The organism is Halomonas garicola (assembly GCF_055382465.1).
The window spans coordinates 2481648-2505868 of the sequence record NZ_AP043931.1 but is presented as its reverse complement, the minus strand read 5'-3'; the positions used below and the strand labels follow the sequence as shown (position 1 = coordinate 2505868).

The window sequence follows — 24221 nt, the reverse complement described above, 5'->3', positions numbered from 1 at the left end:
TACGAGACGGAGAGGGCGCGACATGGCGCTGGACAACGATTTTCTGCCGCTAAACGGCCTGCCGGCGGCGCTCCGAGAAACCGCAGAGCAGGCTCAGCTGCGCCTGGCCGAGGCGCTGGGGCCAGCCGGCCCCGACGATGAAACGGCGGCTGTCTGGCAGGCGCTGCCCGCGTCGCGGCGAGCGGCGCTTGTGCGCACGGTGGCGATCTCGAGCTTTGCCCTGGACGTGCTGGTGCGCACCCCGGCGCTGCTGGGCGAGCTTATTGACGCCGGCGAGCTGGACGCCGCGCCGGCCGGCGCCGTGCTTGAGCGCCGGCTGGGCGAAACGCTGGCCGCGGCCGAGGACGAGGCGGCGCTGTACCGGGCGGTGCGGCGCTTTCGTCAGGCGCGGATGCTGGGCATCATCTGGCGCGACCTGAACCGCCCCGACGGCTACGACGTTTGGGACACCACCGCGGCGGTGACGGCGCTGGCCGAGGTCACCCTTGAAGCTACCCTTGGCTGGCTGGAGGCGTTTTATGCGCCGCGCTGGGGGCGACCGGCGCCCTGCGAAGACGGCTCCGCCCAGCGGATGGTGGTGCTGGGCATGGGCAAGCTGGGCGCCGGCGAGCTCAACCTGTCGTCGGACATCGACCTGATTTTTGCCTACGCCGAAGACGGCGAGACCCGGGGCGGGCGCAAAACGCTTGCCCACCAGGAGTACTTCACCAAGCTGGGGCAAAAGCTGATCGCCGCGCTTGACCACGTCACCGCCGACGGCTTTGCTTTTCGCGTGGACATGCGCCTGCGCCCGCTGGGCGACGGCGGCCCGCTGGTGGGCAGCTTTGCCGCGCTTTTGGCCTACTACCAGGACCAGGGCCGGGAGTGGGAGCGCTACGCCATGCTCAAGGCGCGCCCGGTGGCCGGCGACGTTGCCGGCGGCGCTACGCTGCTGCGCGGACTGCGCCCCTTTGTCTACCGCAAGTATCTGGACTTTGGCGCCATCGAGTCCCTGCGCGGGCTGAAGACCATGATTCACCGCGAGGTCAAGCGGCGCAGCATGGAAAACAACGTCAAGCTCGGCCCCGGCGGCATCCGCGAGGTGGAGTTCGTGGTGCAGGCGTTTCAGCTGATCCGCGGCGGTCGCGACACCGAGCTACAGCAGACTTCCCTTCGCGCCGCGCTCTCTCGGCTGCCGGCGCTTGGCCTGCTGCCCCAGGAGGCGGTTGACGAGCTGCTGCCGGACTATGCCTTTCTGCGCGACCTGGAGCACGCGCTGCAGGCGCTGGACGACCGCCAGACCCAGCGGCTGCCCGACGACCCCGTGGCCCGGGAGCAGGTCGCGCTGGCGCTGGGGTTTGACGGCTGGGACGGCGTAATGACGCGGATGGGCGAAGGCCGCGAGCGCATCCAGCGCTATTTCGACGACGTCATCGCCGAGCCCGAAGAAGAAGTGGAAGACGACAGCGAAACCCCGGCGCTTGAGCAGTGGCGGCGGCTGTGGCGCGGCGAGCTGAGCGCCGAAGACGCCGAGCGGCGCCTCGACGAAGCCGGATTTGACGACCCCGCAGAGGCGCGCAAACGCCTTGAGCGGCTCTACCATTCCCGGGCGGTGCAGGGCATGCAGCGCATCGGCTTTGAGCGGCTCGACGCGCTGATGCCGCTTTTGCTCGACGCCCTGGCGCAAAACCCCACGCCGGACGCCGCGCTGCCCCGGGTGCAGCCGCTGATCGAGGCAGTGCTGCGGCGCACGGCCTATCTTGCCCTGCTGCGGGAAAACCCCCACGCGCTTGAGCACCTGATGCGCCTGTGCGCGGCAAGCCCCTGGATTGCCGACCAGCTGGCGCGCTACCCGATCCTGCTCGACGAACTTTTGACCCCGGAGTCGCTGTATACCCCGGCGAGCAAGGCGCGGCTCGCCGACGAGCTGCGCCAGACCCTGAACCGCCTGCCCGAAGACGACGAGGAAGCCCAGCTGGAGGCGCTGCGCGTGTTCAAGCACGCCCAGACGCTGCACGTGGCCGCCTCGGACATCGCCGGCACTCGCCATCTGATGAAGGTCAGCGACTACCTGACCTACATCGCCGAGGTGATTCTCGACGCGGTGCTTGTCATGGCGTGGAAGCACATGGTTCGCAAGCACGGCGTGCCGCCGGGCATCGGCCGCGACGCGCCGGACTTCCTCATCGTCGGCTACGGCAAGCTGGGCGGCATTGAGCTCGGCTACGGCTCGGACCTGGACCTGGTGTTTTTGCACCGCAGTACCCGGGGCGCCACCGACGGCCGCCGCCAGGTGGACGCGTCGGTGTTCTTCACCCGCCTGGGCCAGCGGATGATCCACCTGCTCACCGCGGTGACCCCGGCGGGCAGCCTTTACGAGGTGGACATGCGCCTGCGGCCGTCGGGCAACGCCGGGCTGCTGGTGACGTCGCTCGACGCCTTCGCCGACTATCAGCGGCAGAACGCCTGGACCTGGGAGCATCAGGCGCTGGTACGCGCCCGGGTGGTAGCCGGCGATGCCACCCTCGCCGACGGCTTCAACGCCGTGCGCAAGGAGGTGCTGGGCCGGCCCCGGGATCGCCAGGCGCTGAGCGACGAGGTGGTGCGCATGCGCCACCGAATGCGCGCCCACCTGGGCAGCCGCACCCGAGAGACGTTTGACGTCAAGCAGGACGCCGGCGGCATGGTGGATATCGAGTTTCTCTGCCAGTACGCGGTGCTGGCGCTGGGCGTCGAGGCGCCGGCGCTGCTGGCCTACAGCGACAGCGTGCGCATTCTCGATTCCCTGGCCGCGAGCGGCCACCTGCCCGACGACGAGGCCAGGGACCTGCGCGAGGCCTATCTGGCCTATCGCAGCACCACCCACCGCGCCGCGCTGACCGGCGAGCGGGCGCGCATGGACGCGGGGGCGTTCGATGGCCACCGCCGCGCTGTCCAGGCGCTGTGGGAGCGCTTTCTCGAGCCGCCGGACCAGGCCCCCGGGGAGGGGAAGGCCCCATGATCGGGCAGATATTTACCACTTTGGTGCCGGTATTTTTGATCGCCGGCGCCGGCGCCGGCACGGCATACGGCTACTTTCGCAAGCCGGATATTGGCAGCCTCAACGTTTTGAACATGGAGCTGTTCGTCCCGCTTCTGGTGTTTGCGGTACTCGCCGAGCGCAGCGCGCCCCTTGCCGACTATGTCTGGCTGGCGCTGGGGGTGGTCGCGGTAGTGCTGGGGTCGGGGCTATTGCTGTGGCCGGTGGCGCGCTGGCTGGGCATTGCGCCCAAGGTGTTTCTGCCTCCGATGATGTTTAATAACACCGGCAACATGGGCCTGCCGCTGATCGTGCTGGCGTTTGGCGAGCAGGCGCTGCCCGCGGCGGTGGTGGTGTTCATCGTCGAAATGGTGCTGCACTTCTCGGTGGGGCTTTATCTGGTCGACCCCGGTCGCTCGCCGTGGCGGATGCTGCGCCTGCCCATCGTGCTGGCAAGCCTTGCCGGGCTGGCGGTGAACCTGGCGGGCGTGGCGCTGCCCGAGTGGCTGACCTCGCCCATGCACACCCTCGGTGAGGTGAGCATACCGCTGATGCTGTTTGCGCTCGGCGTGCGGCTTTTGGACGTGGACTTCGGCGACTGGCGTACCGGCTTGGCCGGTGCGCTTTTGTGCCCGCTTTCCGGGCTGGTCATTGCGCTGCCGCTGGCCTGGCTGTTGCCGCTGGACATGCTGGCCACCGCGGTGCTGCTGGTATTCGCCGCGCTGCCGCCGGCGGTGCTCAACTATCTGATCGCCGAGCAGTACAGGCTTTCGCCGCACCGCGTCGCCTCCCTGGTGCTGATCGGCAACCTGGGTAGCCTGGTGGTCATGCCGCTGACCCTTGCCGTGGTCTTTGCCTGGGTGTATCCGCCGGCCTGAGCGGGCTAGCGCGAGGCCGGGTCCCGGTCGGTCTTTTCCTTTTCTTCCTTGACGTCAAAGCTGCCTTCCAGGGCGTCGTGGGGGCGCCGGGGCTCGCGGTAGGCACCGCCGCCGATGTCGGTAGCCTGCTCGGCGCGCATGGCGTCCATGCGCTTTTTCATCTTGTGGCGCATGAAGGGCATCATCGCCCAGCCGATCAGCAGCAGGAAAAAGCCCAGCACCAGCGCCACGATCATCATGGCGCCGAACAAAAGCCAGGTGAAAAACAGTCGGATGCTGCCGCCAAGGCCCACCGGGCGCGACTCGGCGGCTTTGGCGCGCCACTGCTGGGCGGCCTGCCAGGCGGCGTTGCGGGTATTACGCTGTGTCATGGAGCTCTCCTGAATACGTGGGCCTGAAGACGTTGGCCTGAAGACGCGGGGTGTAGCGCGTTCCTGTCTGCCCAGTAGAACACTGTACGGCGCTTGAGTTCACCCGGCGCGCCGTTTTGTGTGTCGCCTCTGCAAGACGCGACGGCCGTGTTGCATCAAGGCTGGCTTATGCACCATTCGTGCTGAGCTGATAGAGTCTGCACGGTGCCGACAAGGGGTCGGCAGCAAAGCTTTCGATAACGAACGACCGGCAAGAGCAAGGGGACGAGATGGCGGATCACGGCGGCAGGACAGTATTTATCGCCTCGACGATAATTATCCTGGGGCTGGTGCTGGTCGGGGCGGCGTTTCCCGAAGGCTTCGGCAACGCCGCCCAGGCAGCGCTGAATACCATTACCCGGCTGTTTGGCTGGTTTTACCTGTTTTCGATATTTGGGTTTGTGGTGTTCCTGCTGGGGCTAGCGTTCTCCAAGTACGGCAAGGTACGGCTGGGGCCCCAGGACAGCACGCCCAACTACAGCTTCTTTTCCTGGGTGAGCATGCTGCTCGCCGCGGGGTTCGGCGTGGGGCTGGTGTTTTACGGCATGGCCGAGCCCATGTCGCACTATATTGATCCGCCCTACGGCGACGAATCGCCGGAAAGCGTGGCCGCGGCGCGCTATGCCATTCAGTACACCTACTTCAACTGGGGGATTCACCAGTGGGCGGCGTTTTCCGTGGTGGGGCTGATCATCGCCTATTTCCAGTTCCGCAAGGGGCAGGCGGGGCTGGTGTCGTCGGTGCTCTCGTCGGTCACCGCGAAGTACCCGCGGGTGCGCCCCTACGCCTCCTGGCTCGACGTCTTTGCCGTGGTGGCAACGGTGATGGGCGTGGCCACATCGCTGGGGCTTGGCGTCTTGCAGATGAACGGCGGGCTCAACGCGGTGTTCGGCCTGCCGGAAAACGGCTGGTGGCAGTTCATTATTCTGCTGGTGATGTTCTGCGCCTATATGGCCTCGACCTGGTCCGGGCTGGATAAAGGCATCAAGCGCCTTTCCAACCTCAACATGGCGCTGTGCATCGGGCTGATGCTTTACGTGCTGATCACCGGGCCTACGGTTGCGATTCTCGAAACGATCACCCTGGGCATCGGCGATTACCTGCAGAACTTCATCGGCATGAGCCTGCGCATTGCGCCCTACGACGAGGCCAACTGGGGCAACGACTGGACGATTTTCTACTGGGCCTGGGTGATTGCCTGGTCGCCGTTTGTGGGAACCTTCGTGGCCCGGGTGTCGCGGGGGCGTACCATCAAGGAATACGTCTTTGGCGTGCTGCTGGTGCCGCCGCTGCTGGCCTGTACCTGGATCGGCGTATTCGGCGGCGCGGCGCTGCACATGGAGCTTGGCGGCAGCGATATCGGCCTTGCCCAGGCGACCCAGGACAATATCACCGTGGCGCTGTTTGCGATGTTTGACCTGATGCCGTTTTCCGGCGTGCTGTCGATCATGGCGATGATACTAATCTTTGTATTCCTGGTGACGTCGGCAGACTCGGCGTCCTATATCGTGGCCCAGATGACCGACAACGGCTCGATCAACCCGCCGCTTTACAAGCGCGTGCTGTGGGGGGTGCTGATCGCCGCTATCTGCCTGACGCTGATCGTGGCCGGCGGCCTCAGCGGGCTGCAGTCGGCCTCGGTGCTGTCGGCGCTGCCGTTTACGTTTATTCTCTACATGATGGTGGTGGTGCTGCTTCGCGAGCTGCGCGCCGACCGCAAGGCCATGCTGACCCAGCTGTATCGTCGCCACGGCGATACGCCGGTGGGGGCGGACGCCTTCGAGGCCGACCAGCTCGGCGAAGACGAGCGGCTGCGGCGAGCGCCGAACGTGGTCAACCGGCGCATCAACCGCTAAGCACAGAACTGATAAGTGTAGACGCGGCCGGGCGAGTAGGGGGCTCTGGGCCCAGGGAGGAAAGCGGCGTAATGGCAAAAGACTCGCGACCCGGCCCCGCTCGGCGCGGCGCTACCCGGCGCAAGGTCGAGCGCCCCGCGCCCGCCGTCCGCCGGCTCGACCGCTGGCTGAACGTGGCGGTGACGATTGCCGTCGTGACGGCGCTGATTGTGGGCACGGCGGCGGTGCTCGTGCACTGGCTGCTGTAGCCGGCGGCCCCGCCCTTCGCCTTCGTGACCATTGTTGACACCACCGGGAGCCGCCATGCCGTCTGCCTCTGATACCTGCCCCTCCGGCTCTGACGCGGGCCAGCGCTACGCCTCGCGCCGGGAGATTATCGGCTGGGCGATGTTCGATTTCGCCAATCAGGCCTACACGCTTTTGATCATCACCGTGGTCTTCGGCGAGCTGTTTACCACGGTGATTGTCGGCGAGCATGACGGCAGCTACCGGCTGGCCAACTTTCTCTGGAGCCTGGCGCTGGCGGTAAGCTATCTGCTGGTGCTGCTGACAGCCCCCCTGTGCGGCGCGGTCATGGACTGCCGCGCGGAAAAAAAGCGCTTTCTGTGGTGGAGCTATGTGGCCACCGTGGTCTCGACCGCGCTTTTGTACTTTGTCGGGCCGGGCTACGTGGTGCCCGGGCTTTTGCTGATCGTTGTCTCCAACTATGCCTACTCGATGGGCGAGTCGTTCATTGCCGCATTTTTGCCCGGGTTGGGGCCGCCGGCGGCGCTGGGTAAAATCTCCGGCTTCGGCTGGGCGCTGGGCTACCTGGGCGGGCTCTTCGCCGCCGGCTTTACCCTGCTGGTGCTGGGCGAGGCCACCGCTGAAAACTTCGAGCGCATCCGCTTTGTGGGGCCCTTTGCCGCGGGGTTTTTCCTCGTGGCCGCCATTCCTACCTTTGCCTGGCTGAAAGAGCGCGCCCCGCCGCAGCCGGTGAGCGCCTCCTACGTGCGTATTGCCCGCCAGCGCGTACTGGCAACCTGGAAGGATTTACGCCATTTTAAAGACCTGAGCCTGTTTCTGGTCTCGCTTTTGTTTTCCATGGCCGGGGTCTACATCATCATTGCCTTTGCCTTTATCTACGGCGGGCAGGTGATCGGCTGGGACGCCGGGGTGCGCAATATCATGTTCATCATCGTGCAGATCACCGCCGCCGGCGGCGCCCTGGGCTTTGGCGCTCTGCAGGACAGGTTCGGCGGCAAGCGCACCTATCAGCTGACGCTCGCCCTCTGGGTGGCGGCGATCATTGCCATCTGGGCGACGCCGGCGCTGACCGAATGGGTCAATGGCCGCTTTGGCCAAGCGTGGCAGGCGCAGCACGTGTTTCTGGTGGTGGGGTGTTTGGCCGGGGCCAGCCTGGGCTCCAGCCAGTCGGCCAGCCGCACGCTGGTGGGGCTTTTTTCCCCCGGGGAAAAGGCCGCCGAGTTTTTTGGCTTCTGGGGGCTGGCCAACAAGCTTGCCGGGGTGTTGGGCATCGTGCTGCTGGGCACGCTTCAGGTGCTGGTGGGGCTGGCAGGCTCGATTCTGCTTTGCGCGGTGCTGTTTATCGTTGCCATGCTGATCTGCACCCGGGTTAACGAGGCGCGGGGCCGCGCGGCCGCCGGGCAGTGGCGGCCGGCCGGGGAGGCCGATTATTAGGAGGGCGTATGGCAGCAAAAGCGCAGGGGCAGCGCGGCGGTCTGGTCATGATGCTGCTGTTCTGGGTGCTGCTGATCGTGGGCGGCACCTGGTGGCTGCAGGGCGGTCTTGAGTCGCTGCAAAACCCCAATGCCCGAGTCGTCGCCTCGGCCGAGCCGGGCACGCCGCTCACGCTTGAGCGCGATCGCGCCGGGCACTTCAAGGCGCCGGGAGAGATCAACGGCGTGCCGGTAACGTTTTTGCTCGATACCGGCGCGACCTACGTGGCGCTGTCCGGCGGGCTTGCCGACAGGCTTGAGCTGGAGCGCGGCCGGCACGTCTGGTTCAATACGGCCAACGGCCGGGTGCAGGGCTCGCTGGTGGACCTGGACTCGGTGAGTCTCGGCGGCATCCGTCTGGGTAACGTCCAGGGCTCGGTCAGCCCCAACATGGAGGACGACACGGTGCTGCTGGGCATGAGCTTTTTGAGCCATCTGGCCATCGAGATCCGCGGAGGCGAGATGGTGCTGACGCTGCCCGAGACGCGCGGCGAGGGCTAGCGCAGAAAAAGCAGAGTTTGTGCACGACTTGTACACGGGCAAAGGCTATGCTTAGCTTGACAAGGCACCAGTGCCGACCGCTAAACGCCCCTGCTTGCGGGATAATATTGTTAACAGGATGACAACGCTAACCAGCTAAGGAGCTGCCATGGGCATTGAAGTAGGTGGACTGTTAGGCCTAATCTGGCTGATTATCGTCATCTGGGCCATCGTCAAGGTGGCGAAGAGCTCGGCAGGTGGTTTGGCCAAGCTGCTGTGGATTCTGGTACTGCTGTTTTTCCCGCTAATCGGCCTGATTGTTTGGCTGTTGCTGGGTCCCAAGGGGTAGCGCCAAGCACCGTCGACGAAAAGGCAGGCCTGAGAGCCTGCCTTTTTTGCATTGAGGCTTGGTCAGTCAAGCCGGTAGCGCTTGGGTGACAGAGCGCCGGATGGGGGTAAAATGGGCGGCTGGTGACGCCCGATCAGGTATCGTTGTCGGTATTGCCGGTGTCTGACAGCCGGGGGTGGTCGGGCACGTAGTGCCCCGGCACTTTGCGCCGCTCGCCGTTGGGCAGGTCGTGCACCTGGGTGGGCACGTAGACGCGTTTGATGACGCTTTTGGGTTTGCGCTGGGTCATGCGGTTTTCCTTATCTGTCAGCGGTTCGACAGTGAGCGCCCTGGCCATTCAGTACGGTACCCAGGCGCCTGTGGTATTTTGCGCCATGGCGCAAGCGATGTCATCCCGCGGCGGCAAGGTGGCGTTTGTTATACATATTGTCGGGTAACAGTGAAGGGGTTTTACCCGAGCGGAGTCAAGAGTACACATGGTCGATCATCTGGAAGAACAGTTTCAAACGCTTGGGAGCCAGGAGTACGGCGGCGTGGACGACGCCGAGCGGGAGCACGTGCTGATCATCGAAGACGATCAGCGGCTGGCCGACCTGACCCGGGATTACCTGGAAGCCAACGGCTTTAGGGTAACGCTCGAGGCCGACGGCGCCAACGGCGTCGAGCGCATTACCGGCCTGCAGCCGGATTTGGTGATTCTCGACCTGATGCTGCCCGGCGAAGACGGGCTTTCCATCTGCCGCCGGGCGCGGCCCCACTACGCCGGCCCGATCATGATGCTGACCGCGCGCACCGACGACCTGGACCAGGTGCTGGGCCTGGAGATGGGCGCCGACGACTACGTGCCCAAGCCGGTGCAGCCCCGGGTGCTGCTGGCGCGGATGCGAGCTCTGCTGCGCCGCGCCGAAGGCGGTCTGCCGGCCGGGGGCGAAGAGCGCCTGCGCTTCGAAAATCTAGAAATCGACCACGCCACCCGGGAGGCCTGGCTCTCCGGCGAGCGCATCGACCTGACCAGCGCCGAATTTGACCTGCTGTGGCTTCTGGCCAGCAACGCCGGGCGGGTGCTGACCCGGGAAGAAATCTTCGACGACCTGCGCGGCATCAAGTACGACGGCCAGGACCGCTCCATCGACGTGCGCGTGTCGCGTATCCGGCCAAAGATCGGCGACGATACCCACCACCCGCACCGGATCAAGACCGTGCGCAGCAAAGGCTACCTGTTCGTCAAGGACGGCTAACATCGCCGTCATGGACTATTCACCACGCGCCGGCGCCGCTTTCCGGGCCGGCGCGAGCGCGAGAGAGGAACGATGCGCTGGAGGATCCGTCGTGGCTCGTTTACCCGCTTTTACCTGCTGCTGATCACTACCCTGCTGGCGGTCTTCCTGATTGCGCTGGGGGGCCGCGCGCTGATTGATCAGGTTCGCCGCGAAGACTATCGCGAGCAGATGGCAGCGCTGCCCGTGTCGCTGGCGATTGCTCAGCTGTCCGCGCTTGATCCCGACCAGCGCGAGCGGCGCCTGGCGGCGCTGGGCGAGCGGCTGGGCATGATGCTCGAGCTTGAGCGCCTGGACGCCGCTGACCTTGGCTATTTTGACCGGGCCAGGCTGGAGCAGGGCAAGGTGCGGGTGAGCGCCTCGCCCTGGGAGCTGCGCAAGCGCCTGCCGGAGTCGCCCTGGCTGCTGACGGCCTGGCTTGACGACGACTGGAGCGAGCACCACTGGCAGGCCGTCGCGCAGCTCTTGAGCGAATGGCTGGCCGGGCTGCCGGCCGGCGAGCGCCGCGAACGCCTGGCCGAGCTGGCGTCGGGAAGCTGGCCGGTGTCGCTGCATGAGCGCCTGCCCGAGTCGCTTTCCGCCGGGCAGCGCGCCGCGCTCGATCAAGGGCGCGTGGTGACTCGGCTCGAGCACGAGCAGCTGGCGGTTACCTTCTGGGCGCGGCTGCCCGGCGAGGCGCGCTGGGTCAAAATGGGCCCCATGAACCGCGGCGGCTCGCTGGCGCTCAACCTCAACCTGCCGCTGATCATGGGGCTTTTACTGGCGTTTTCGCTGAGCATCTACCTGGTAATGCGCAGTATCGAGTCGCGCCTGGGGCGTCTTGAGCTTGCCGCCGGGCGGATTGCCAACGGGCGACTGGAAACCCGGGTCAAAGTGGAAGGCAGCGACTTTTTGGGCCGCCTGGGCATGGCCTTCAACGGCATGGCCGGCCAGGTGCAGGCGCTGCTGCGCGGCCAGCAGGAGATGATCCGCGCCGTGTCCCACGAGCTGCGTACTCCGGTGGCGCGGATCCGCTTCGCCGCGCAAATGGTCGAAGACATGACCGACGACCCCGTTATCCACCGCCAGCTCCAGGGCATCGACGCCGACATCGGTGAGCTCGACGAGTTGATCGATGAAATCCTCACCTTTGCTCGGCTCGGCGGGCCCGCCACGGGCGAAATGGAGATGTCTCAGGTCGAGTGCCGGGCGCTTGCCACCCGGGTGATCGACACGCTCTCGCCGCTGCATGAAGACCTGACGCTGCGGCTGGCGGAGGGCCCTGAGGTAGTACTTCAGGCCGAGCCGCGCTACCTGCAGCGGGCGCTGCAGAACCTGGTGAGCAACGCCTGCCGCCACGGCCATTCCCGGGTGACGGTGACGATTACCGGCGAGCCGGAGCTGGTGCGCATCGACGTGGAAGACGACGGCCCAGGCGTGCCCGTTGATGCCCGGGAGGACGTGTTCCAGCCCTTTTCCCGGCTGGATACCAGCCGTAACCGCAGCTCCGGCGGCTACGGGCTGGGGCTTTCCATCGTGCAGAAGATCATGGCCGGTCACGGCGGCAGCGCAAGCGTCGATGAAAGCGAGACGCTGGGCGGCGCCCGCTTTACCCTGGTGCTTCCGCGTCGCGACCCGCCGGCCTGATGCCCGAGAGCACCGCAAACGAGGTTTCCCGGGCGGTGCGCAGAAAGTCCTGCATCCACGGCGCTTCCCGGGTGTCCTCGCGAAGCGCCGCGTACAGCGTGCTCCAGACCCCGCTTTCCCCCAGCGGTACGGCGCTGACGTAGTCGCGTTCCAGATACTCGGTGAGCGCCCAGCTCGGCAGCGCACAGACCCCGCGCCCGCTCGCCACCAGCTGCATCATCATGATGGTCAGCTCCGCGGTGCGGACTTCCTCCGGCTTGACCCCCGCGGGGTCGAGAAACTGGGTGAAGACGTCAAGCCTGGACTGCTCCACCGGGTAGGTGATCAGCGTCTGATCGACCAGCATGTCGGGCACTACAAAGTCCTGCCGGGCCAGGGCGTGCTGGCGCGCCACTGCCAGAAGCCCCTCGTAGCGGAACAGCGGCGCGTAGTGAATACCGTCGATGGGCTGGGGGTCGGCGGTAATGACCAGGTCGAGCTGCTCCCGGGCCAGCGCCGGCAGCGGTTCAAAGTGGTGGCCGGTGGGGATGTCGATTTCAATTTCCGGCCAGTGGTCGCGAAAGTGGTCCACCGTTGGCATCAGCCACTGAAAGCAGCTGTGGCACTCGATGGCCATGTGTAGCCGGCCCTGCTCGGTGCCCGCAAGCCTTGCCACGTCGCGCTCGGCCTCGCGCACCCGGGGCAGCACCTGCTCGGCCAGGGCCAGAAGCCGCTCGCCGGCGCGGGTGAACTCGACCGGCCGGGACTTGCGCACAAAGAGCGCGCTGTCCAGGCGGCTTTCCAGATCCTTGAGCTGGTGCGACAGTGCCGACTGGGTGAGGTGGACGCGCTCGGCCGCTTCCACCAGCGAGCCGGTTTCGCGCAGGGCAAGCAAAGTACGGAGATGGCGTAGCTCGATCATGGTGAGTAGTATTCACTTTGAGTATTAAAAAGATTAGTTTGATTCAGTTTTATGCCGTACGCAAACTGTCAGCACGTTTCCTGAGCCGGATGGCGCCATCCGTCCGCTTCGTTTGAAAGGATCTATTGCATGACAGTTTCTCATATTCTGGGCTACCCGCGTATCGGCGCCCGGCGTGAGCTGAAAACGGCCACCGAAGCCTACTGGAAGGGCGAGATTGACCTCGCGGCGCTGGAGCAAACCGCCCAAACCCTGCGCACCGAGCACTGGCAGGCCCAGCACGATGCCGGTCTGGACCTGGTCAGCGTGGGCGACTTCGCCTTTTACGACCAGGTACTCAACGTCTCTGTCCTGCTAGGCGCGGTGCCCGAGCGCTTCAACGCCGCCGCCGAAGTCGAGCAGGGCGGCGTCACCCTGGACACCGCCTTTCGCATGGCCCGGGGCCGGGCGCCCAGCGGCGAGCCCGCCGCCGCCTGCGAGATGACCAAGTACTTCGATACCAACTACCACTATCTCGTCCCCGAGCTGCACGCTGACCAGTCCTTCAACCTCGCCTGCACGCGGCTGTTCGACGAAGTCGCCGAGGCGCAGGCCGCAGGCTTTACGCCCAAGGTGGCGCTCACCGGGCCAGTGACCTGGCTGTGGCTGGGCAAGGTAAAGGGCGCCGAGTTCGATCGTCTGGAGCTGCTCGACGACGTGCTGGACGTCTATGCGCAAATCCTCACCCGGCTTGCCGACCAGGGCGTGGCGTGGGTGCAGCTCAACGAGCCGGCGCTGGTGCAGGACCTGCCCGCCGAATGGCAGCAGGCCTATGAGCGCGCCTACAACCGCCTGCAGTCCAGCGCGGTGAAGATTCTGCTGGCGACCTACTTTGGCGGCCTGGGCGACAACCTCGCGGTGGCGGCGCGCCTGCCGGTGGCCGGCCTCCACGTGGACGCCGTGTGCGCGCCGGATGAGCTTGACCACGTGGTCGATCGCATCGGCCCGCACCAGGTACTCTCCGTCGGCGCGATCGACGGACGCAACGTCTGGCGGGCCGACCTGGCCGCCCTGCGCGAGCGCCTGCAGGCGCTGAAAGTGCGCCTGGGCGATCGCCTCTGGCTCGCGCCCAGCAGCTCGCTTTTGCACGTGCCGGTGGACGTTAACGCCGAAACCGATCTCGACGCCGAGCTCAAGAGCTGGCTGGCTTTTGCCCGCCAGAAGCTCGACGAGACGGTAACGCTTGCCCGGCTGCTCGACCAGCGCGCCACCGCCGACGACGAGCAGCGCCTGGCCGACGCCACCCGCGCGCTGGACGCCCGGCGCGAATCCGCGCGGATTCACCAGCCCGCCGTCGCCACACGGCTTGGCGCGGTCACGCCCGAGGACAGCCGGCGCGGCGAGCCTTACGCCACGCGTGCCAAGGCCCAGCGCGAGGCGCTTTCGCTGCCGCTGTACCCGACCACTACCATTGGCTCCTTCCCCCAGACCGGAGGTATCCGCGCCGACCGCCGGGCGCACAAGAGCGGCGAGCTCGGCACCGAGGAGTACGAAGCGCGGATGCGCGCCGAGATCGCCTACGCCGTGGAGCGCCAGGAGGCGCTGGGTATCGACGTGCTGGTGCACGGCGAAGCCGAGCGCAACGACATGGTGGAATACTTCGGCGAGCAGCTCGACGGCTTTGCCTTCACCCGCTTTGGCTGGGTGCAAAGCTACGGCTCGCGCTGCGTGAAGCCGCCGGTGATCTTTGGCGACGTCACCCGCCCCGCCCCCATGACCGTGCGCTGGAGCGAGTACGCCCAGTCGCTCACGGACAGGCCGATGAAGGGCATGCTCACAGGCCCGGTGACGATTCTGCAGTGGTCGTTCGTGCGCGACGACCAGCCCCGGGAAACCACCTGCCGCCAGATTGCCCTGGCGCTGCGCGACGAAGTCGTGGATCTGGAGCGCGCCGGCATCAAGGCGATCCAGATCGACGAGCCGGCCCTGCGCGAAGGGTTGCCGCTGCGCCGGGCCGAATGGCAGGCGTACCTCAACTGGGCGGTAGAGAGCTTCCGCCTGAGCTCGTCGGGGGTTGCCGACGCCATCCAGATCCACACCCACATGTGCTACTCGGAGTTCAACGACATCATCGGCTCAATTGCCGCGCTGGATGCCGACGTGATCACCATCGAAACCTCGCGTTCGGACATGGAGCTGCTCGACGCCTTCCAGGACTTCGACTATCCCAACGAGATCGGCCCCGGGGTTTACGATATCCACAGCCCCAACCTGCCCGATATTGACTGGATGGTGACGCTGATGGAGAAAGCCGCCGAGCGGATTCCCGCCGAGCGCCTCTGGGTCAACCCGGACTGCGGGCTGAAAACCCGGCGATGGGAAGAGGTCGAGCCGGCCCTTGCCAACATGGTCAAGGCCGCCAGGACCCTGCGCCAGCGCGCGGAGGCGAGCCGCAGAGAGGGCTCCGCCACGGTGTAGGAAGTATTCGCAATGACGCAGGGGAGAGCGCTCGCCACGACGTTCTTGGGTCACCGCGAGGAGCGCAGCACCCAGAAAGCGGGTGTAAACGACGTGGCGATCTCCTTACGGCGCCGATAGCAGGAACACCCCGAGATAGCCACGCTGCGCTCGCTATGACGTGGAGGGTGTGGTGCTCGCCATGACGCGGAGGTGTGGTGCACGCTTTCTGCTACTTGTCATCGCGAGGAGCCGTAGGCGACGTGGCGATCTCCTTACGGCGCCGATGGCAGGAATACCCCGAGATAGCCACGCTGCGCTCGCATAGAGGAAGTGCTATATCCGTGACGCTGCGCTGACGCAGTGATGCGTTATTTAGTCAAAAGCCGTGCGGCGTCCAGCGCAAAGTAGGTGAGAATGCCGTCGGCGCCGGCGCGCTTGAAGCACAAAAGCGACTCGAGGATCACCTTGTCGGCGTCGAGCCAGCCGTTGTCGAAGGCGGCGCGGTGCATGGCGTACTCGCCGCTGACCTGGTAGGCGAACGTCGGCACGGCGAGCTCGTCCTTCACCCGGCGGACTACGTCGAGGTACGGCATGCCCGGCTTGACCATGACCATATCGGCGCCCTCGGCGATGTCCATGGCGACTTCGTGCAGCGCTTCGTTATCGTTGCCCGGATCCATCTGGTAGGTGCGCTTGTCGGCCTGGCCGAGGTTGCCCGCCGAGCCGATGGCGTCGCGGAAGGGGCCGTAGTAGCTCGAGGCGTACTTGGCGCTGTAGGCCATGATGCGGGTGTTGACCAGGCCGTTGTCCTCGAGCACATCGCGCACCGCGCCGATGCGCCCGTCCATCATGTCAGAGGGGGCCACGACGTCGGCGCCGGCTTCGGCGTGAGACAGCGCCTGCTTGATCAGCGTCTCCACGGTGGGCTCGTTCTGCACGTAGCCGGTGTCGTCGAGGATGCCGTCCTGGCCGTGGCTGGTGTAGGGGTCGAGCGCTACGTCGGTGATGATGCCGAGTTCCGGCAGGGCGTCTTTCAGCCCGCGCACGCTGCGCTGGATCAGGCCGTCGGGATTGTAGGCCTCTTCGGCGTGCTCGGTCTTGCCGTCGGCCTCGATCACCGGAAACAGCGCCAGCGCGGGGATGCCCAGCGCCTGAGCCTCCCGGGCCTGCTCGATCAGCAGATCCAGCGTCAGGCGCTCAACGCCGGGCATGGAGGGCACGGCTTCGCGCCGGTTGTCGCCCTCCATGACAAACACCGGCAGAATAAGGTCGGCCGGGGTGAGCACGTTTTCGCGCATCAGCCGGCGGGAAAAGTCGTCCCGGCGCATACGGCGCATGCGGGTGGCGGGGAAGGGGCGCGGGGTAAACGTAGTCAAGGCAGTCTCCAGCGGTAAGGCGAATGAATCTTTCCGACGGTATTATATCAGCCGGAAACGCGGGCTAAAGCCGCCCGGGGCGGCGGCAAGGCGTTGTGGCAGCAGGGCGGGCTGGCTAGAGTGGTCATCAGGGCCTGAACACAAGGCCGTGCTATTCGCCTCCTCCTTGGCGTGCCACAATGAAGCGGTGCAACCAAAGGAACAATAACGTGAACAAACAGATAGCGATCATTCTGACCGGCTGCGGTGCCCTTGACGGCGCCGACCCCCACGAAACCACGCTGCTGCTGATGCGCCTGGACCAGCAGGGTATCGGCTACCGTTTTTTCGCCCCGGATATCGACCAGCATGAGGTGGTCAACCACCGCACCGGCGACGTGGACGAAGGCGCTACGCGCCGGGTGCTCGACGAGGCCGCCCGCCTTGCCCGGGGCGGCATTCAGCCGCTGGAGGCGCTCGACGACGGCGAATTCGACGCGGTGATTCTGCCCGGCGGCGACGGCGTGGTGAAGAACATTTCCGACTTCCGCCGGGAAGGCGCCGGCATGCGGGTGATTGAAGCGCTGGGCGAGACGCTGGCCGGGTTTTACGCGACGGGCAAGCCCGTTGGCCTCACCGGCATCGCCCCGGCGCTGGCGCCGCGCCTGCTGGGCGACGGCATTTCGGTAACGGTGGGGCGCAATCCAGGCGTAGCCGGCGCCATCAGCTCCATGGGCGGGCTGCACCGCTCAAGCGAAGCCGACGATATTGTCGTGGACTTCGAGCATCAGGTGGTGACTACGCCGGCGCTGATGCAGACTGACAGCCTGAGCGTTGCCGCCGAGGGGCTATTCAAGCTGGTGGACCGCATGAGCGAGATGATCGACGCGCGCACGCCGGCGTCCTGACGCCGGCACGACGGCCGGCGCTTTAGCCGGCCGAGGAATCGTCGGCCCGCTCCCGGGCCCGGCGATTGCCCACCAGGCGGCCAAACAGCAGGCCGATTTCATACAGCAGGTACATGGGCACGGCCAGCAGGCTCTGGGAGACCACGTCCGGCGGGGTGAGCACCATGCCCACCACGAAGCAGCCGAGCAGAATGTAGGGGCGCTTGCTGCCAAGGCTTGCCACCGTAGTGGCGCCCGAAAGTATCAGCAAAAAGGTGGCGATGGGGATCTCGAAGGCCACGCCGAAGGCAAAAAACAGCTTCAGCACGAAGTTGAGGTACTGATTGATGTCGGTCATCACCGTGATGTTATCTGGCCCGGTCTGGGTAAAGAACGAGAACAGCAGCGGGAAGACCACGTAGTAGGCAAAGGCCGCCCCAGCATAAAACAGCCCGACGCTCGACACCAGCAGCGGAATGGCGAGCGTCTTTTCGTTGTCGTAAAGGCCGGGGGCGACAAAGGCCCAGGCCTGGTGCAGCACCACGGGGACGGCAATGAAGACCGCCACCACCAGGGTCAGCTTGAACGGCGCGAGAAACGGCGAGGCGACCTCGGTGGCGATCATCTGCGAGCCTTCGGGCAGCAGCGCCATCAGCGGCTCGGCGACAAAGCTGTAGATGCCGTTGGCAAACGGATACAGCGCGAGAAAAATCACCACGATGGCAATGACGGCCCGCATCAGCCGCGAGCGCAGCTCGATCAGGTGCTCAATCAGTGGCGCCTGGGCGCCTACCCCCTGGCGGCCTGTCTTTTGCTTGTCCGAACTACCGCTCATGTGATGTCTCGTCCTTTTTCCCGTCCTGCCCCGCTTCAGGCGGCGTTTCGCGCAGGGTATCCAGGGCGTCATCCAGCCGGGCCGAGGCGTCGCTGGCCTGGCGTTCTACCTGCCGGGCCTGTTTGCCGGGGGCATCGGCCAGGCTCTCCACGTCCTGCTTGGCCTTGTTCAGGCTGTCGTCGAGTTTTTTTTGCTGATCGTCAAGCTTCTGGCGCAGGTCTTCGGCCTCCAGCTGGGCGCTGACCTCGCGCTGCATGCCCGCGACCGTGCGCTTGATCTTGCCCACCCACATGCCCGTGGTGCGGGCCGCCCGAGGCAGCCGCTCGGGGCCGAGCACCAAAAGCCCGACCACGGCGATAATCAGGAGTTCGAGAAAGCCGATGTCCAGCATGGCTTATTTGCGCTCGTCGCTGTTTTCCGGGGTTTTTTCCCGGGCCTCGACGTCGTAGGTAGTGCCCGTTTCATCGGACTCGTGGCTCACCTTGCCCTGGGGCTTGTCGGCGTCGTCGTCGGATTTTTTCTCTTCCTCGTGCATGGCACTCTTGAAGCCCTTGACGGCGCCGCCGAGATCGGTGCCCACGTTACGCAGCTTCTTGGTGCCGAAAATCAGGATGATGATGCCCAGCACAATGAGCAGCTGCCAAATACTGATACCGCCTAGCATATGCGTGTCCTCGTTAACGAATGCCCCGGTTGCGTTGAGTAGGGCAAGATGTGGCGTGGCTATGCGCCCGTGCGGGCGGCTTTTTCCGCGTGCCCCGAGACGCCGAACCGGCGTGCCAGCTCGTCGAGTACCGGGCGATGATCGAGCCCTAGATGCGAGAGCATGACAAGGCTATGAAACCACAGATCGGCGGTTTCAGCGACAAGTGCCTGACGCTTTGCCGCATCATTTTCGTATCCCGCGTCCTTGGCCGCAAGCAGGGTCTCGGTGGCTTCTTCGCCGACCTTCTCGAGTATCTTGTTCAGCCCCTTGTGGTGTAAGGCGGCGACGTAGGAGTCGTCGGCGTCGGCGTGGCGGCGTGCTTTTAGCACCTCGGCCAGCGCGTCGAGCACGTCCCCGGCAGCAGGTTCGGCAGCAGTGGGTCGGGTGGTCATGGCGTCTTGTCCGTCGATAAGTGGCGTATGTGTTTGATCGGCAGGCACTTGCCGGCATCGCCTGGGCCGGTGCGAGCTACCACGCGAGCAGCAGAAGGCCGATGGCGCCGGCGACCAGTACCGGCCAGTCCTGCGTCGCGGCCCAGCCGGAAAGCGGCTGCCAGGCAAGCGCAATACCCAGAATAATAAGCCCCAGCCTGAGCCGGTGCTGGCGCTTGCCCTGATGGGACATCTGCCGGCGCATGTCGCTGACGGCGTCAATTTGTCGCTGCTGCTGACGGTCGCCGTGCTCCAGGCGGCTCAGCGCCTGATGCGCAAGTCCCGGCAGCTCCGGCAGCTGGGTAGAAAGGTCCGGCGCCTGGCGTTTGAGCGAGTCCCACAGGCCCCGGGCGCCGGCGCGCTCTTTCATCCAGCGCTCGAGGTAAGGCTTGGCCGTGCTCCAGAGGTCAAGATCGGGATAGAGCTGGCGGCCCAGCCCTTCGATATTGAGCAGGGTTTTCTGCAGCAGCACCAGCTGGGGCTGCACTTCCATGTTGAAGCGCCGGGCGGTCTGGAAAAGCCCCAGCAGCACCTGGCCGAAGGAGATGTCCTTGAGGGGCTTTTCCAGAATCGGCTCGCACACGGTGCGGATGGCGGCGGCAAACTCGTTGGCCCGGGTGCCTTCGCCCACCCAGCCGGACTCGATGTGCAGCGCAGCGACTTCGTAGTAGTCCTGGCGGAAAAACGCCAGCAGGTTGCGCGCCAGGTAGTCCTGGTCTTCCCGGGTGAGGCTGCCGACGATGCCGCAGTCGATGGCAATGTACTGGGGATTTTCGCCGTCGTCGCAGTTGACGAAGATGTTGCCCGGGTGCATGTCGGCGTGGAAGAAGTTGTCGCGAAACACCTGGGTAAAAAAGATCTCTACGCCGCGCTCGGCCAGCGTCTTGAGGTTGGTGCCCCGGGCCAGCAGGGTGTCGGTGTCGGCCACCGGCACGCCGCGGATGCGCTCCTGGACCATGACCTTGCGCCGGGTGAAGGCCCAGTAGATGGTGGGCACAAACATCAGCGGCGAGTCCTTGAAGTTGCGCTTGAGCTGGGAGGTGTTGGCGGCCTCCTTGTAGAGGTCGAGCTCGTCGAACAGCGTCGCCTCGTAGTCGCGGATGACCTCCACCGGGCGCAGCCGCCGGGCTTCGGGCACCAGCGCCAGCAGTTTGGCCACCTGATACATGAGCCCCATGTCCTGGCGCATCACGCGGTTGATCCCCGGGCGGATGATCTTGACCACCACGTCTTCACCGCTGTGCAGCCGGGCGGCGTGCACCTGGGCGATGGAGGCCGAGGCCAGCGGTTCGCGCTCGAAGTGGGCAAAGGCCTCGGCCAGGGTCATTTCCAGCTCGTTTTCCACCCGCGCGGCGGCGGCGTCGCCGGGAAACGACGGCACCTGATCCTGAAGGCGCTTGAGCTCGTCGGCGATGTCTTCGGGCAAGAGGTCGCGCCGGGTGGAGAGCATCTGGCCGAACTTGACAAAAATCGGCCCCAGCGCCTCCAGCGCCAGGCGCAGGCGCTCGCCGCGGCTGCGCGAGCCGACGGGCAGCAGCCGCAGCGGGGAGAACCACGTCATGACGCGGAACCACCAGGGCAGGCGCTCGAACGGCACTAGGGTGTCCAGCCGGTGGCGGGCAATGACCCAGCTGATGCGCACCAGCCTCAAACTCATGGCGACACCTCATGCTCCCGGGCCAGCAGCCGCCGGTGCAGTCGGGCCAGCCGTGCTTCCAGCCGGTCGGTGGCGACGTCGAGCTCGGTGAGGTGGTCGCGCAGCACGTCGCGCTGCTGGCGGCCGGGCAGCAGCCGGGCTTCTTCAAAGACGTATTCGGAGACGTCGGCGAGCAGCTCGTCCCGGGCGCGCAGGCCAAAGCGGGCGACCCGGCGAAGCCCCTCGGCCAGCGAGTGCGCGGGCATGTCGCCGAGCAGCCGGGCAAGCTCGCCTTCCCAGTCGATGTCGAGATCGGTGAACAGCTCCCGGGTGGCTTCCAGCAGGTGGGTGCGCCCGCGCAGGGAAAGCTGGCCGGAAAACATCAGCCGCTCGAGGCTTTCGCCGCCGGCCCACCGGGAGAGGGTTTCCGGCGTCAGCTCGACCACGGCGTCGGCCAAGGCTTCGCTGTCGGCGGCGTCGCCGGCATGCAGCAGGTCGATACCGGCGCGGTGGAAATGCAGCATCAGCGGCAGGTGTGGCTGCTCCAGGCGGACGAGCAGGCGGCTGCCGGCCAGCGCCTCGAGGCGCGAAGGCGTGGCCGGGTCCCGGGCCAGGAGGGCGTTGATGGCGCGCTCGAGGCCGGCGAGCATCAGCGTCGAGGTGGCCGTCGTGTTGGAGGGCTGCGTCATAGCTTGATTCCGCGGTGCAGGGCCACAATGCCGCCGGTGAGGTTGGTGTATTCCACCCGCTCAAGGCCCGCGGCTTCCATCATGCCCTTGAGCGTTTTCTGGTCCGGATGCATGCGAATGGACTCGGCGAGATAGCGGTAGCTGTCGGCGTCGCCGGCCACCAGCTGGCCCATTCGCGGCAGCACGCGGAAGGAGTATTCGTCGTAGGCTTTGGACAAAAGCTCGCTGCGGGGCTTGGAGAACTCGAGCACCAACAGGCGGCCGCCGGGCTTTAACACCCGCTGCATGGAGCGCAGGGCGGCGTCCTTGTCGGTGACGTTGCGCAGGCCAAAGGCGATGGTGATGCAGTCGAAGTGGTTGTCGGGAAACGGCAGGTTTTCGACGTTGGCCTGCACGTAGTCGACGTTGCCGCCGACGCCGCTGTCGATGAGCTTGTCGCGGCCGACGTTAAGCATCGAGGCGTTGATGTCGGCAAGCACCACCCGGCCCCGGGGGCCGACCATACGCGAGAACTTGAGCGTGAGATCCCCGGTGCCGCCGGCGATATCCAGCACCCGGTGGCCGGGGCGCACACCCGAGCGCTCGAGGGTCAGGCGTTTCCACAGGCGGTGAATGCCCATGGACATCAGGTCGTTCATGACGTCGTAGCGGTCGGCAACCGAGTGGAAGACGTCCGCGACTTTTGACGCTTTTTCATGGCGCGGGACGTCCTGGTAGCCAAAATCCGTGGTCTGGGCGGGGTCGCCCTGAGGATGCTCGGCGTCGGCGTCGGCGTTGCGCGTTTCCGTGGGGCTCATGAGGTGGCTCCGGAAGTCGAGACGGTAAGGCGGCCGGATTCCTGGAAAGGAGGCCGTCGCAGAAGAAGCTGGCGACATTGTAGCCTTGTCCGCCCCGGCTTGTCTGCGCCCCTCGGGCACCAGCCGGCGAGGCCCTGGCGCCAGGAGGCGCTATACCTGCTTGATTTCGATGCCCAGCGGCGTGCGCGACGCGCCGGCTTCGTGCATCCGGGTGAGGTAGTCTTCCCACCAGGCGTCCTGGCGGCTGGCCAGGTCGTAAAGGTATTCCCAGGTGTAAAGCCCGCTTTCGTGGCCGTCGTCGAAGTGCAGCTTGAGGGCGTAGTTGCCCACCGGGCTGATGTCCTGGAGGCCGACGTCTTTCTTGCCCACCTGCAACACGGCCTCTTCGTTGCTGTGGCCGCGCACCTCGGCGGACGGAGAGCAGACGCGCAGTAGCTCCACGGCCACGCGGTAGGTCTCGCCGCCGCGGTAGGCAAGCTCCAGCTGGCGGGCTTTCTTGTGGTAGTGAACGTTAACGGGAACGGGGGGGGTCATAAGCTTACCTCTTGCATGCAGTGGCCCGAAACATGATGCCCCGCGCTTGATGCGCGGGGCAAGGGAGGGGCGGGACGCGGGGAAGGGCAGGCGGCGCTAGAGAATGTACCGCGAGAGGTCTTCATCCACGGCAAGCTCGCCCAGCTGGGCGTTGACGTAGTCGGCGTCAATGGTCAGCGGGCCGTCCATGTCGCCGCCCTTGAACGAAGCCTCTTCGAGCAGGCGCTCCATCACCGTGTGCAGCCGGCGCGCGCCGATGTTCTCGGTGCCTTCGTTGACCTGCCAGGAAATCTGGGCGATGCGCTCGATACCGTCCTGGGTGAACTCCACGTCAAGGCCTTCGGTCGCCAGCAGCGCCTTGTACTGGGCGGTGAGCGAGGCCGAGGGCTCGGTGAGGATGCGCTTGAAGTCCTCGGGCGTGAGGGCGTCCAGCTCCACGCGGATGGGCAGGCGGCCCTGAAGCTCGGGGATCAAATCCGACGGGCGCGACAGGTGGAACGCCCCGGAGGCGATGAACAGGATGTGGTCGGTTCTGACCATGCCGTGCTTGGTGGACACCGTCGAACCTTCGATCAACGGCAGCAGGTCGCGCTGCACGCCTTCGCGTGAGACGTCGCCGCCGCTTGACTGGCCGCTGCCCTTGGCCACCTTGTCGATCTCGTCGAGAAACACGATGCCGTGCTCTTCGACGGCCTCGATGGCGCGGGTCTTGATGTCGTCTTCGTTGACCAGCTTGCCGGCTTCTTCATCGCGCAGCAGGCCGAAGGCGTCCTTGACCGTGACGCGGCGAGTTTCGCTTTTCTGCTGGCCCATGTTGGAAAACATGTTCTGCAGCTGGCTGGTCATTTCTTCCATGCCCGGCGGGGTCATGATGTCGACGTTCTGGCCCTGGGCGGAAAGCTCGATGTCGATTTCCTTGTCGTCGAGCTGGCCTTCGCGGAGCTTCTTGCGAAACGACTGGCGCGTGCCGCTGTCTTCCCGGGGCTTGTCTTCCTGCCCCCGGGGCGGCGGCAGCAGGGCGTCGAGGATGCGGTCTTCGGCGGCATCTTCGGCGCGGTTGCCGACCTCTTCCTTGGCCTGCTCGCGAACCATCTTGATGGAAGACTCCATCAGGTCGCGGATGATCGACTCCACGTCCCGGCCGACGTAGCCCACCTCGGTAAACTTGGTGGCTTCCACCTTGATGAACGGCGCCCGGGCGAGCTTGGCCAGACGCCGGGCGATCTCGGTCTTGCCCACGCCGGTGGGGCCGATCATGAGAATGTTCTTGGGCGTGACTTCCGGGCGCAGCTCGTCGTTGAGCTGCATGCGCCGCCAGCGGTTGCGCAGGGCAATGGCCACGGAGCGCTTGGCGTCTTTCTGGCCGATGATGAACTGGTCCAGCGCGTGGACGATCTCGCGGGGTGTCATCTGAGTCAT

The 24221-nt window shown here is 65.8% G+C and carries 24 protein-coding genes; 11 read left to right on the top strand and 13 right to left on the bottom strand.

What is annotated here, in order from left to right:
* The first annotated feature begins 22 nt into the window (after positions 1-22).
* Together glnE and ACZ46Y_RS12050 are read left to right on the top strand one after the other, a co-directional pair.
* Positions 23-2980 carry a bifunctional [glutamate--ammonia ligase]-adenylyl-L-tyrosine phosphorylase/[glutamate--ammonia-ligase] adenylyltransferase gene (glnE, locus tag ACZ46Y_RS12055; protein ID WP_311952381.1) on the top strand — a complete coding sequence of 986 codons (2958 nt, stop codon included), beginning with the start codon at positions 23-25 and terminating at the stop codon, positions 2978-2980.
* Positions 2977-3876 carry an AEC family transporter gene (locus tag ACZ46Y_RS12050; protein WP_311952378.1) on the top strand — a complete coding sequence of 300 codons (900 nt, stop codon included), beginning with the start codon at positions 2977-2979 and terminating at the stop codon, positions 3874-3876. Before glnE ends, ACZ46Y_RS12050 begins: the two co-directional genes overlap by 4 nt.
* Before the next feature lie 5 nt (positions 3877-3881).
* Here ACZ46Y_RS12050 and ACZ46Y_RS12045 read toward each other — a convergent pair whose 3' ends face one another.
* Positions 3882-4247, bottom strand: a complete 366-nt coding sequence (locus ACZ46Y_RS12045; RefSeq protein WP_311952374.1) for a hypothetical protein — start codon at positions 4245-4247, stop codon at positions 3882-3884.
* Between the two features lie 269 nt (positions 4248-4516).
* Between ACZ46Y_RS12045 and ACZ46Y_RS12040 the strand changes: the two genes are divergently transcribed.
* The 5 genes from ACZ46Y_RS12040 to ACZ46Y_RS12020 all read left to right on the top strand — a co-directional run bounded on the left by ACZ46Y_RS12040 (position 4517) and on the right by ACZ46Y_RS12020 (position 8689).
* The gene (locus ACZ46Y_RS12040) at positions 4517-6142 is read left to right on the top strand and encodes a BCCT family transporter (protein WP_311952362.1); all 1626 of its coding nucleotides are present in this window, start codon (positions 4517-4519) and stop codon (positions 6140-6142) included.
* A gap of 71 nt (positions 6143-6213) precedes the next feature.
* Complete coding sequence (locus tag ACZ46Y_RS12035; RefSeq protein ID WP_311952360.1) at positions 6214-6390, top strand: hypothetical protein; 177 nt, start codon at positions 6214-6216, stop codon at positions 6388-6390.
* 55 nt (positions 6391-6445) lie between these two features.
* On the top strand, positions 6446-7822 hold the full coding sequence (locus tag ACZ46Y_RS12030; protein WP_311952357.1) for an MFS transporter: 1377 nt from the start codon (positions 6446-6448) through the stop codon (positions 7820-7822).
* A gap of 8 nt (positions 7823-7830) precedes the next feature.
* Complete coding sequence (locus tag ACZ46Y_RS12025) at positions 7831-8361, top strand: retropepsin-like aspartic protease family protein (protein ID WP_311952350.1); 531 nt, start codon at positions 7831-7833, stop codon at positions 8359-8361.
* A 148-nt stretch (positions 8362-8509) separates the two neighbouring features.
* Entirely contained in the window at positions 8510-8689 is a 180-nt protein-coding gene (locus ACZ46Y_RS12020; RefSeq protein WP_138181704.1) for a PLDc N-terminal domain-containing protein, read from the top strand.
* A 133-nt stretch (positions 8690-8822) separates the two neighbouring features.
* Here ACZ46Y_RS12020 and ACZ46Y_RS12015 read toward each other — a convergent pair whose 3' ends face one another.
* Positions 8823-8978 (bottom strand): hypothetical protein, encoded by a 156-nt coding sequence (locus ACZ46Y_RS12015; protein ID WP_311952344.1) that lies wholly within the window; start codon positions 8976-8978, stop codon positions 8823-8825.
* Between the two features lie 187 nt (positions 8979-9165).
* Here ACZ46Y_RS12015 and ACZ46Y_RS12010 point away from each other — a divergent pair, with 187 nt between their 5' ends.
* Positions 9166-9927, top strand: a complete 762-nt coding sequence (locus ACZ46Y_RS12010; protein WP_311952342.1) for a winged helix-turn-helix domain-containing protein — start codon at positions 9166-9168, stop codon at positions 9925-9927.
* Between the two features lie 72 nt (positions 9928-9999).
* A complete protein-coding gene (locus tag ACZ46Y_RS12005; RefSeq protein WP_311952340.1) occupies positions 10000-11592 on the top strand; it encodes an ATP-binding protein in 1593 nt (530 codons plus the stop codon).
* On the opposite strand, the gene ACZ46Y_RS12000 is transcribed toward ACZ46Y_RS12005, so the two are convergent.
* Entirely contained in the window at positions 11555-12493 is a 939-nt protein-coding gene (locus tag ACZ46Y_RS12000) for a LysR family transcriptional regulator (RefSeq protein WP_311952337.1), read from the bottom strand. The genes ACZ46Y_RS12005 and ACZ46Y_RS12000 overlap by 38 nt on opposite strands.
* Positions 12494-12622: 129 nt before the next feature.
* On the opposite strand from ACZ46Y_RS12000, the gene metE reads away from it, so the two are divergent.
* Entirely contained in the window at positions 12623-14950 is a 2328-nt protein-coding gene (metE, locus tag ACZ46Y_RS11995) for a 5-methyltetrahydropteroyltriglutamate--homocysteine S-methyltransferase (RefSeq protein ID WP_311952336.1), read from the top strand.
* Positions 14951-15300: 350 nt separating this feature from the next.
* Here the strand turns inward: metE and hemB are convergent, their stop codons facing one another.
* Complete coding sequence (hemB, locus tag ACZ46Y_RS11990; RefSeq protein WP_311952333.1) at positions 15301-16308, bottom strand: porphobilinogen synthase; 1008 nt, start codon at positions 16306-16308, stop codon at positions 15301-15303.
* Between the two features lie 209 nt (positions 16309-16517).
* Here hemB and elbB point away from each other — a divergent pair, with 209 nt between their 5' ends.
* On the top strand, positions 16518-17195 hold the full coding sequence (gene elbB / locus ACZ46Y_RS11985) for an isoprenoid biosynthesis glyoxalase ElbB (RefSeq protein ID WP_311952331.1): 678 nt from the start codon (positions 16518-16520) through the stop codon (positions 17193-17195).
* A 22-nt stretch (positions 17196-17217) separates the two neighbouring features.
* Here elbB and tatC read toward each other — a convergent pair whose 3' ends face one another.
* The 9 genes from tatC to hslU all read right to left on the bottom strand — a co-directional run bounded on the left by tatC (position 17218) and on the right by hslU (position 24221).
* Positions 17218-18009 carry a twin-arginine translocase subunit TatC gene (tatC, locus tag ACZ46Y_RS11980; protein WP_311952329.1) on the bottom strand — a complete coding sequence of 264 codons (792 nt, stop codon included), beginning with the start codon at positions 18007-18009 and terminating at the stop codon, positions 17218-17220.
* On the bottom strand, positions 17999-18400 hold the full coding sequence (gene tatB / locus ACZ46Y_RS11975) for a Sec-independent protein translocase protein TatB (protein ID WP_311952327.1): 402 nt from the start codon (positions 18398-18400) through the stop codon (positions 17999-18001). Before tatB ends, tatC begins: the two co-directional genes overlap by 11 nt.
* Positions 18401-18403: 3 nt before the next feature.
* The gene (gene tatA, locus ACZ46Y_RS11970; protein WP_311952324.1) at positions 18404-18673 is read right to left on the bottom strand and encodes a Sec-independent protein translocase subunit TatA; all 270 of its coding nucleotides are present in this window, start codon (positions 18671-18673) and stop codon (positions 18404-18406) included.
* A gap of 59 nt (positions 18674-18732) precedes the next feature.
* The gene (locus ACZ46Y_RS11965) at positions 18733-19107 is read right to left on the bottom strand and encodes a phosphoribosyl-ATP diphosphatase (RefSeq protein WP_311952322.1); all 375 of its coding nucleotides are present in this window, start codon (positions 19105-19107) and stop codon (positions 18733-18735) included.
* 76 nt (positions 19108-19183) lie between these two features.
* Positions 19184-20803, bottom strand: coding sequence for a ubiquinone biosynthesis regulatory protein kinase UbiB (ubiB, locus tag ACZ46Y_RS11960; RefSeq protein WP_311952320.1), 1620 nt, complete (start codon positions 20801-20803; stop codon positions 19184-19186).
* Positions 20800-21471, bottom strand: a complete 672-nt coding sequence (locus tag ACZ46Y_RS11955; RefSeq protein WP_311952316.1) for a ubiquinone biosynthesis accessory factor UbiJ — start codon at positions 21469-21471, stop codon at positions 20800-20802. The genes ubiB and ACZ46Y_RS11955 overlap by 4 nt, the downstream gene beginning before the upstream one ends.
* On the bottom strand, positions 21468-22268 hold the full coding sequence (gene ubiE, locus ACZ46Y_RS11950; protein ID WP_311952314.1) for a bifunctional demethylmenaquinone methyltransferase/2-methoxy-6-polyprenyl-1,4-benzoquinol methylase UbiE: 801 nt from the start codon (positions 22266-22268) through the stop codon (positions 21468-21470). The genes ACZ46Y_RS11955 and ubiE overlap by 4 nt, the downstream gene beginning before the upstream one ends.
* Before the next feature lie 150 nt (positions 22269-22418).
* Positions 22419-22802 (bottom strand): gamma-butyrobetaine hydroxylase family protein, encoded by a 384-nt coding sequence (locus ACZ46Y_RS11945; RefSeq protein ID WP_311952312.1) that lies wholly within the window; start codon positions 22800-22802, stop codon positions 22419-22421.
* Positions 22803-22898: 96 nt separating this feature from the next.
* Positions 22899-24221 (bottom strand): ATP-dependent protease ATPase subunit HslU, encoded by a 1323-nt coding sequence (hslU, locus tag ACZ46Y_RS11940; protein ID WP_311952310.1) that lies wholly within the window; start codon positions 24219-24221, stop codon positions 22899-22901.